Annotated in this window: 2 protein-coding genes; both read left to right on the top strand. The window is 50.3% G+C overall.

Annotated elements, in window-relative coordinates; genetic code table 11:
- Positions 1-793 precede the first annotated feature (793 nt).
- The gene (locus CWB98_RS20650; RefSeq protein WP_138546550.1) at positions 794-4129 is read left to right on the top strand and encodes a non-ribosomal peptide synthetase; all 3336 of its coding nucleotides are present in this window, start codon (positions 794-796) and stop codon (positions 4127-4129) included.
- A gap of 41 nt (positions 4130-4170) precedes the next feature.
- Positions 4171-10611: a non-ribosomal peptide synthetase gene (locus tag CWB98_RS20645; RefSeq protein WP_138546549.1), complete on the top strand. Its 6441-nt coding sequence runs from the start codon at positions 4171-4173 to the stop codon at positions 10609-10611.
- The last annotated feature ends 1 nt before the right edge of the window (position 10612 follow it).

Genomic DNA, 10612 nt, shown 5'->3' with positions numbered 1-10612 from the left:
TGTATCTCTCCCGGTATTATTATATTTATAAAATTCAGTACATAAGGGCTTGCACTCGTTGTCATGCAAGCCAGTGTGAATCTGTGTAGCTCTGTTTATGCTGTCCGTGATTGGCCAAACCATTGTTGCGCTGAGCGTCATATCTCTCGTCATGCGCTGCGCAAAACAACTTAAAACAAGATGCCTGACTCGGTTTAACGGCACTGCAGAATGAGATAACGGATACCATCACAGTGGCCTCACCATTACCCGTTCTTCACAGAGCTAAGTTAGTGGTTGCTTAATCAAAGGCATACTCAATGCGAAGTTTTATTACCATAGACAGGACTCATACAAAGGCACTGAATCCTCCGCCTGCCTTTTCATGCATGCTCAAAAATCACACAAAACATACAAGGTGGCATGCAGCAAGGCAGTGAACCCGGATGTTATTAACTTTGCATAACCCTGTTCATACATCGCACAAAAAGTTCACTTTTTATCCCAATTTGCACAACAAAATAAAACTTACAATTTCAATACTTAAAATTAACCACAAACAAACAATTTAGTTTGTAAGCACCCACAAACAAACATGAATTAATTAATTTGCAAGCACTAAAAGTCACTTAATACCTAATAAACACACAAGATGAGCACAAATCAAACTAAATTTGAATTTTTTTAATCTTGACAATTTCCAAGCCTTAGGTACTCTAAATCCGAATTGCAATAAAATGAAAACAACACTGTTAATTGCTGTAACAAAAACAACAAACAAAGATAACCAATTCTCTATATCCAAGGAGGCGACATGGATATCCAGAGCTTGATCCAGGAAGCAGATTCAGCAGGTGTTTCGCTGTTTATTGAAGATGGAAAACTGGGTTACAAGACGAACCGGCGGCTCAAAGATCGCTCCATCCTGTCCAGAATTTCGGGCCGGAAATCTCATATCATTGCCTACCTTGAAGGACAACAGGCTGCTCGTCTGTCAGGTGATGCGCCTGCATCGCTGAGCCAAAAACGTATTTGGCTGACACAACAGCTTCAACCCGGCACTGCAGACTTCAATATTCCAATGTGGATCAGGTTCGATAACAGCTGGGATACCCATGAGCTGGAAACCACGATTCGAAATTTGATTTCCAGTCATGAAATATTTAATACCTGTTACTACGAAAAAGACGATGAAGTTTATCAGCGAGTACAATCTGATTTGGTACTTACTGTGGAACATCACCAATGTACTCAAAGCAGTGAACAAGATTTGGCAGAGCAGGTACAAGCCTTCTCTGCATACTCGTTTGAGCTGGAGACGGATATGCCGGTGCGCGTTGCCTTTTTCCATACCGCCACGGGCTGCGACTTGTGTTTGTTGTTCCATCATATTGCGTTGGACGAGACCGCCTGTCAGACGTTTGTTGCTCAACTGTTTGCTTCACACCAGCAACACACCACACCAGCCAGCACGGAGCAATATCGCGATTATGCGCTGTGGCAAAAGCAACACCTGACAAGCCCGGCTTTTCAGCGCCATGCAACTGCGTTCATTGAGACCTTGCGCGGTGCCCCTCAGTTACATCGCTTACCGCTTAAGGCACCGCATGCACAGAATACCCGCAGCACAGCGCAAACCATTCCCGTCACCATTCCCGATGCACTGGCAGACTCAGTAAAGCATCTTTGTCAGGAAGCTCGGATCACCGAGTTTTCGTTTTATCATACCGTCCTGGCAATACTACTGGGCCACTGGAGTAAAGTGGATGATGTGATGTTCGGTACGCCGGTGATCCATCGCCCGACGGCGAATATGGATCAGGTACTTGGCTGCTTTTTAAACCTGTTACCACTGCGCCATCAGCTTGACTATAACTGGTCTTTTGCTGAGCTCATTGAGTACATTAAGGGTAAGCAGAACGCGCTGATGCGCTACCAGGACGTACCCTTTGAATACGTACTGGAGCAATTAAAACCGGCTCGTCAGCCTTACGTGAATCCACTGTTTCAGATCCTGGTATCTAACCACACCAGTTCCGACCAAGCACATTCAGATACGCAAAGCTGGTCGTTTGTCAGCTCAGCACAGGCAACCTCGAAATACGATTTGACTCTTAAGATTGTCACCGCACCAAATGAAGCACGGATCCTTTGGCAATACCGGGAAGACCTGTTCAGCAGCGAGCTGATGACCATGATGAGCGACAGCCTGGTGCCCTTGCTCACACAATTAATGAATACCCGGGAGCAAACATTAAAACGCGCCCTGACAGAGATTAAGTATCCAACTCTGGCTCAGCTTACTTCGACACAGATTGCACCAAAACGCACCCTGCTTGGAGCCCTGGCTGAGCATGCACAGCACCAGCCTCACGCCATTGCACTACGCTGTCATCAGCAGCAGATAAGTTATGAATCTCTTAATAATCAGATTAATTTACTGGCACAAAACCTGCTGAATCAGGGACTCAAACAAGGCGATCACCTTGGACTGATGCTTGAGCGCCACTGTGATATGGTTATTGCGATGTTGGCAGCCCTGCGCCTTGGTCTGATTTACATTCCAATGGATCCAGATTACCCGCAGCAGCGCCTTGAATACATTGCACAAAAAGGTCAGTGCAAGCTGATCCTGTGTGAACAAACACAGCAGCTCAGTGGCACCTTTGCTCAAATGACCTTAGATGAGCTGAGAGCACAGCCGGTGGCACCAACGGACCTGAATACGCTCCCGGAGTCGGATCAGCTAGCCTATATCATTTTTACCTCTGGCTCGACCGGGCAGCCCAAAGGGGTCAAGATCAACCATGGAAATCTGGATAATTTCCTGACCAGTATGGTCACTCAGTTGTCACTGACTCGCCATGATACCTTGCTGGCCGTTACGCCAATTTCGTTCGATATTTCGGTTTTGGAGCTGTTTGCCCCATTGATGGCAGGCGGTGAAGTGGTCATTGCACCACAACAGCAAAGGGATGGTCTGAGTCTCAAGCAACAGCTCAACACGCTGCCGATTACCGTGATGCAGGCAACGCCTGCAGGCTGGCAATCGTTGCTTGATGCGGGCTGGGAAGGCAAACCGACTGTGCGCGCGCTATCTGGCGGCGAACGCCTGCCGACTACATTGGCTCGGGCACTCAATGGCAAAGTCGCCTGCCTGTGGAATATGTATGGCCCCACCGAGGCAACAGTTTGGGCAACCTGCCAACTGGTTGATCCTAACACCAGCCAGGATATACCGCTTGGCCAGCCAATCAATGATTGCGCAATCCATATCCTCGACGAGCAGGGTAATCCCTGTCCGCCTCAGATGCGCGGAGAAATTGTCATAGCTGGTGCGTGTGTCGGCCAGGGCTATGTTGGATTAGCATCTCAGACAGCTGAACGTTTTATCACGCTGGACAGCCCACAGGGTCCTGTCAACGCATACCGCACAGGCGATTTGGGCTACATCAATTGCGAAGGTGAGCTTTACTGTTTAGGCCGAAATGACCATCAGGTCAAAATTCGTGGCTTTAGGATAGAGTTACAAGAAATCGAGCGCCAGCTTCAGCAACTGGCGGCACTGGAAAAAGTGTGTGTTGTCGTGCACACCATGCCTAACGGCAGTCAAAAGCTCATTGCCTATTTTGCCGATCCGGCGCAGATGCAAGATTGCGAGCAGTTACAATTTCAGCTCCGTCAGGTACTACCGGCCTATATGGTGCCAGATTTCATCATCGCGATGGACAAATTACCACTCACCCCCAGTGGCAAGATAGATCGAAACCACCTGGCTTCACTGGAGCCCAGCCCGGAATACAATCAGCTCGTTCCCCCGGCAAATGATCAGGAACAGCAATTGCTGGAGCTTTGGAAAAGCCTGCTCAACCTGTCTGACATTGGCACTAATTGTAACTTCTTTGCACTGGGCGGAGATTCAATCACCGCGATAAAGCTGGTAAGCCAACTACAGACACTGGGCTTCAATGCAAACAGTGGCCATATTTTTCAACATCAAACCATTAAGGATCTGGCTCAGAGCCTGATCCCGAACTCAACACCCAACACTGTGCTTGCCAGCGAGCAGCAACTGCATGGCGTTGAGGTGATTGGTGATGCCGTATCAGAAGCGGATCTGCAGTCCTTATTCGATGAGTTCGAGTCCTGATTTTTAAAAATATAAAAAATATAAGAAAACAAGGAATACCCATGAGTTCTGTTAAAGAAATACAAGCTGTGTACCCGCTTTCGGCAACCCAACGTGGCATGTTGTTTTACCTGGTTAATGCAACAGAGTCAGACGAGAACTACCGAGAGCAGCTCAACCTCATCGTTGCAAAAGAGACCCGGGTAGAGATCTTGCAACAGGCCTGGCAGGCCGTCATTGACCACAACCCTGTACTGCGTTCAGTGTACAGCTGGGAAAATAAATCTCAGCCATTACAAGCTGTGCTGGGTCAGTACACCCTGCCCTGGCATCAGCACGATTTCAGTGCCATGAGCGAACAGCAGGCCGAACAGAGAGTCTTAGAAAATAGTGCGCAGAGTCGCCGCAAACCGCTTGAGTTAGGCAAAGTGCCCCCAGTCTGGGTCGACTATTATTTGCTCCCCGAGCATAACCTGATGACCTTTAACTTCACCCACCTGCAACTGGATGGATGGTCCATGGCGCTGATCACCAATCAGCTTGAACTGGCCGTATCCCAGCTGCTTCAGGGTTCAGCTGTGGTACTTCCTCAGGGAGGCCAGTACAAAGATTATGTGAAATGGCTGCTGGCGCAGGACACCAAACAGTCTTTAGGCCACTGGTATACTCATCTGGGAGAGCCGCAATCAAGTGCTCCGCTCAAATTGCAGGGGTTTGCGGTCGAGCAGATTAGTGAGCAAAACTCTCAGGCCAAGCTCAGCTTCAGCGAGCAGGAATTTTCAACGCTCAACGATTTTTGTCAACGCCAGGGGGTGACATTAAATGCCCTGATGCTGGGCGCATTTGGCTTGTTTGAAGCTCAGGTCAGCAGACGTGAAGATGCCGTCATTGGCTCGGTTGTCGCAGGTCGTCCGCATCAGGTGCCAAACATGGAAAGCATTGCCGGCTTTTTCAGTAATGCCCTGCCAATCCGTATTGATGCACAGCACAACAGCGACTTCACCAGCTGGCTGAAACAATTCCAGAACACTTTAGTGGCATCATGGGATCATGCCCATGTCTCTTTGGAACAAATTAAACAAGCGGTCAAAATGCCGATCACTGAGCATTTGTTTTCTACTTTGTTTATTTTCCAAAACTTCCCTAAGCGTCTGGTCAATGATGAACAATCAGATGCACAGCAAGCTCCAATGCAGCAAGTGGTGGGTTATGAACAAAGCCACTATCCACTGACGCTGTATGTCATGGCATCGGGCGCACTCAGTGTGCACGCCAGTTATCAGTCCAAGCATTACAGCGCTGCGCATATTCAGGCGTTGCTGGACTTTTACAAGACTTTCCTGCTGAACTGTGTTGAACAAGCGCAGCAGTCGCTGACCCAGTTGGACCCTTACAGCCAGGATGTGCTGACGGCCATGCCGGCGGCGGATCTTAGCATTCAGTGGGAAAACAACCATCTGCACGCACATTTGGCCAAGCTGGGTGAACCGGGCGAATCCATTGCAATCGTGGATGGCGAACAGTCAGTCTCATATCGCGAATTGAATACACTTATCAATGGCTGCGCTCAACAATTGCAGGCACAAGGTATTACCGCAGGTCAGCGTGTCGCCATTGCACTCGACAGAGGATTACCTTTTATCGTCGCAACACTGGCAACCCTGCGCATTGGCGCCAGCTATATTCCGCTTGACCCTAAAATGCCTGCAAGCCGACAGGCATTTATTTGTGATGATGCGAAACCAGCCCTGTTGATCACCAATGTCGCCGTCGATAGTCAGCTACCTTGTCTGAGTGCAGAACAAGTCACATCCATACATGCCGATACACTGCTGGCAGCAGACGTTGAAGACACGGCTGAAGCCTACGTCATTTATACCTCTGGCTCTACCGGTAACCCGAAAGGGGTGAGTGTGCCTCGCAGCGCATTGCTAAACCACACTTTGTCAGCAATGCAGTGCTACGACATTACACCCCAAAGCAGCGCTTTGCAGTTTGCTTCAGTGAGCTTTGATACCGCCGTTGAAGAAATCTACCCCACCTTATTTGCGGGTGCCAAACTGGTATTGCGAAACGATGCCATCATGGCTGATCCACAGGCATTCATCGACTTTATTACTGCCCATAACCTGAGCATCCTGAACTTTCCAACCGCATTTTTTATTGCCTGGAGTAATACCCTTGAGCAGCCACTGCCTGCATCAGTAAAGACCGTGATAGTCGGCGGCGAAGAGCTGACTCAGCAAAGCTTTAGCGCCTGGCATACCTTCTGCCAGCAACATCAGCTGAACATTGATTTATTCAACACCTACGGCCCGACTGAAGCGACCGTGGTCACCACTCGAATTAAACTGGATGAGTCACATCTGGCCCTCGCCCGCTTGCCTATCGGTCGTGCCATCGACAACGCCGCCTGTCACATCCTGAGCCAGTCTCTGCACTGTCTGCCGGAAGGGTTTTTAGGTGAAATTGCCATATCGGGCGCCGGTCTGGCACGGGAATATCTGAACCAGCGTGAGCTGACCGATGCCGCGTTTGTTGCGCACCCGCAACTTGGCCGCTGCTACCTCAGTGGCGATCTGGGTTATATCAAACAGGGCGTGCTCTACTATGCTGGCCGTAAAGACCACCAGGTCAAAATCCGCGGCTACCGCGTTGAGCTGGGTGAAATTGAACATGCCCTGGCGCAACTGGAGGACATTTCGGAAGTGGTCCTGGTTGTTGTCGATAACGACCAGGGTGCTCAGGAACTGGCGGCTTACTATACAGCGGCAGTGGAGTGTGACTCGGCGTCACTGCGTGATGCACTGACAGAGCGACTGCCTGATTATATGGTGCCCAGTCACTGGATGCAGTTGCCACATATCCCCAAAACCATTACCGGTAAATATGACCGGAAAAAACTGCCTGAGCTTGAGCGCAAAGCGGTTGAAATTGATTTCGAGGATCACTACCTCAACTCACTGGCGGTGATCTGGCAGCAGTTACTCTCTCCGGAAACACTGTGCGAAGACAGCCACTTCTTCCGTTTGGGTGGTCACTCAATTCTGACCATCAAACTGCTGGCAAAAATTAAAGATGTTTTCCGCGTAAAACTGAATTTCAGTGAGATCTTTGATTATCCAACGCTGGCAGCACAAGCTCAGCTGATCGCCCAGAAAGCGCGTAACAGCGAGAGCAGCCAACAACTGCTGCCCAGCCTGACACATCGTCCGGAGCTGGACCGCTACCCCTTGTCGTTCCAGCAGGAACGCGTATGGTTCCTGCAGCAATTACAGAAAACCAATACGGCCTATAACTTCCAGATGACCTTCTATCTCGACGGTCCATTGAACATCACTTACCTGGAAGAAACGCTGGAAGAGATCGTTGCCCGTCATGCGCTGTGGTTCAGTACCTTCCACGATGACGATGGTGTGCCTTATCAGCGCATCGAAAGTCCGTTCAAAGTCGACCTGACCCCGCTGGACATGAGTCACCTGAGCGAAGAACAACAACGAGCAGAATTGGATGAGTTACTTCCTAAACTGACTCAGAAGCCATTCGACATTACTCAGCTGCCACTGATCCGCTGGAAACTAATCAAACTGGCTGAAGATTCTCACTGCCTGCTGCAGGTTGAGCACCACCTGATCCACGATGGCTGGTCTGTGGGTATTTTCACCAAAGAACTGCACGCCATCTACGAGGCCAAACTGGCAGGGAAAGCCCATTCAATGGCGCCGCTTAAATTCACTTATGCCGACTTCTGTTTGTGGCAACGTGAAGTGATGTCTGGTGCCTACTACGAAGAAATGGAGCAATACTGGCTGGACAAGCTGGCAGATTTACCGCCGGCACTGGAGTTGCCTTATGACTATCCACGCCCGCTGGAGCCGTCGTTTAGAGGTGACTCACTCATGTTCAACCTGGACTTTGAACTGTATGAGTCATTGCGTACATTTGCGCGCGAAAATGGCTTCACCTTATATATGACCATGATCGCTGCATACTATGTGTTACTGCACAAATATAGTGGCCAGACCGACATCAACATCGGTGCTGGTACGGCGTCGCGCACCGCACCCGAGCTGCACCCTATCATGGGTATGATGGTAAACAGTATCGTGCTACGTACCAGCCTGGAAGGTAACCCAAGCTTCCTTGAGTTACTGCAGCGCGTGCGTAAGACCTGTCTTGATGCCTATGCTTATCAGGACATGCCATTTGAACAACTGGTTCAGAAACTCAGCCCTGAGCGTATGGGACAGGCTAACCCCTTATTCCAGACTATGTTCAGTTTCCATGATGCGGAAGTGCCTGAGCCAGACTTCGGTGGCTTACAGGTCAATGGCCTGGTTAACACCAACAAATCGGCCAAGCTGGACCTGAACATCATAGTCGCGCCGCATGCAGAGCAACGCGTAGGACAAACTACATCACGACGCGCGGCAGCAGTTATGACCTGGGAATACAGTACCGATCTATTTGCCAAAGAAACCATGCAGGAAATGGTGGCTAACTTTATGCACCTGCTGGCTAACCTGACCCAAAACCCGGATCAGCCTATTGACCAGCTGACGGCCATCAATGCCAGCTCTGCCAGTCAGCTACTGATGAACGAAGATGAACTCGCATCACAGCTGTCACCGTCGGTTGCAGCCCTGTTCGACCGCCAGGTTTCGCAATACCCGAATAACACAGCTGTTATTGATGCAGACTCAACCGAGTACAGCTACCTGGCATTGCAACAGCGCTCTGCCAGCATAGCCGCAGCACTACAGGCACAGGTTACTGCGGGTGATACTCTGGGTCTGGTACTTAAACCCGGCTTTGAACTCTATGCTGCCATGCTCGCGGCGGCTCGTCTGGGTGCGAGTTATATGCCTATCGACCTGGACAGCGGTGAAATCCGTACCCAAACAATGCTCGATGACCTGGCACAGCTAAATGCCAGCCCGGTGATTGTGACCGATCAACAGGCACTGACACTGGCAGAGCGGTTCAACCTGGTACATATCAGCGAAATTGCCGATATGTCTGATGCGCCATTGCTGGATTTAGGTACTCAGGACTCGACGGCATACATCATGTACACCTCGGGCTCTACGGGCAAACCCAAAGGGGTTCGCATTCCGCAAGCCGGGATACTGCGTCTGGTAGAACAGCCTGATTTCATTGCCCTGGGCAGTGAAGACGTATGGCTGCAGCACTCGTCTCAGTACTTTGATGCTTCCACACTTGAGATCTATGCACCACTGCTCAATGGCGGCACTTTGGTTGTGCCAGCGCAGAAGCGTCTGTCTCTGGCTCAGTATCAGGATTACCTGAACACCCACAACATCAGCCATATGTGGTTAACCGCAGGCCTGTTCCATCAGTTGGCTGAAGCACAACAAACAGCCCTGCCCGCCTCGCTACGTTATTTGCTGGCCGGTGGTGACGTGCTGTCTCGGGACAAAGTGCAAAAGTTTGTGGAGCACAATCCGCACTGCATCCTGATCAATGGCTATGGACCGACAGAAAACACTACTTTCTCATACTGTCAGCAACTCACAGCCGACGTCCTCGAAGCCACTGCGCTGTCACGCTCAGTGCCCATTGGTACCGCCATCAAAGGAAGCGAAGGGTTTGTGCTGGATGCACAAGGCCAGTGTGTACCACAAGGTGGCATTGGTGAGTTGTATCTGGCCGGACTGGGACTGTCTCAGGGATATCTGGATAACGAGCTTAACGCACAACGCTTTGTCACTCATACCTTTAAGCTGCATGGAATTGAACGCACCGTTCGCTTGTATCGCAGTGGCGATATGGTGCGCGAAAATGCCCAGGGACAGCTTGAGTTTATCGGCCGTAACGACAACCAGGTCAAGGTGCGTGGTTTCAGGGTTGAACTCAATGAAATTGAAGAAGTAATAGGTCAGCACCCTGGTGTACAAGCCGTGTGTGTGGCTGTAACTGGTGAAGATAATCAGCATCTGGCCGCGTATTATCAGGCAGACAAGAACCTGGACGATGCATTGCTGGATCACTGTCAGTCTGCGCTGATGGGCTTCCAGATCCCAGACTTCTTCGTTAAAGCGGAGCAGTTCCCGTTAACCAGTAATGGTAAGCTGGATCGCAATGCCATTATTGCGGCGAACCCGATTGATGTACGCAGTAAGCTGGCTCAGTTTGTGGCACCACAGACTGAGCGAGAGCAGACACTGTGCGCTATTTTTGCACAAGCCCTGGGACTCGAGCAGGTTGGTTGTAACGACAACTTCTTTATGCTGGGTGGCCACTCGCTGGTCGCAGTCAAAGTGATTGCCAACATCGAAGAGCAGCTACAGGCACATCTCACTCTGGTTGACCTGTTCACTGCCCCTACGGTCGCTCAGCTGGTCCGCAAACTGGACGAGCAGCAGCATGCACCTCAGGCAGCGGATCCTGCCCATGCACCGGAACAGGCTGAAATCGACGAGCAACTGTCCGATCAGGAATTGGATGCCTTGCTGGCTGCGATGGATGGCGAGGAAAGCTAGG

Source organism: Pseudoalteromonas rubra (genome assembly GCF_005887115.1).
Taxonomy (GTDB): Bacteria; Pseudomonadota; Gammaproteobacteria; order Enterobacterales; family Alteromonadaceae; genus Pseudoalteromonas; species Pseudoalteromonas rubra_F.
The sequence above is the reverse complement of the archived record's forward strand: the minus strand, read 5'-3'. Positions and strand labels throughout refer to the sequence as shown.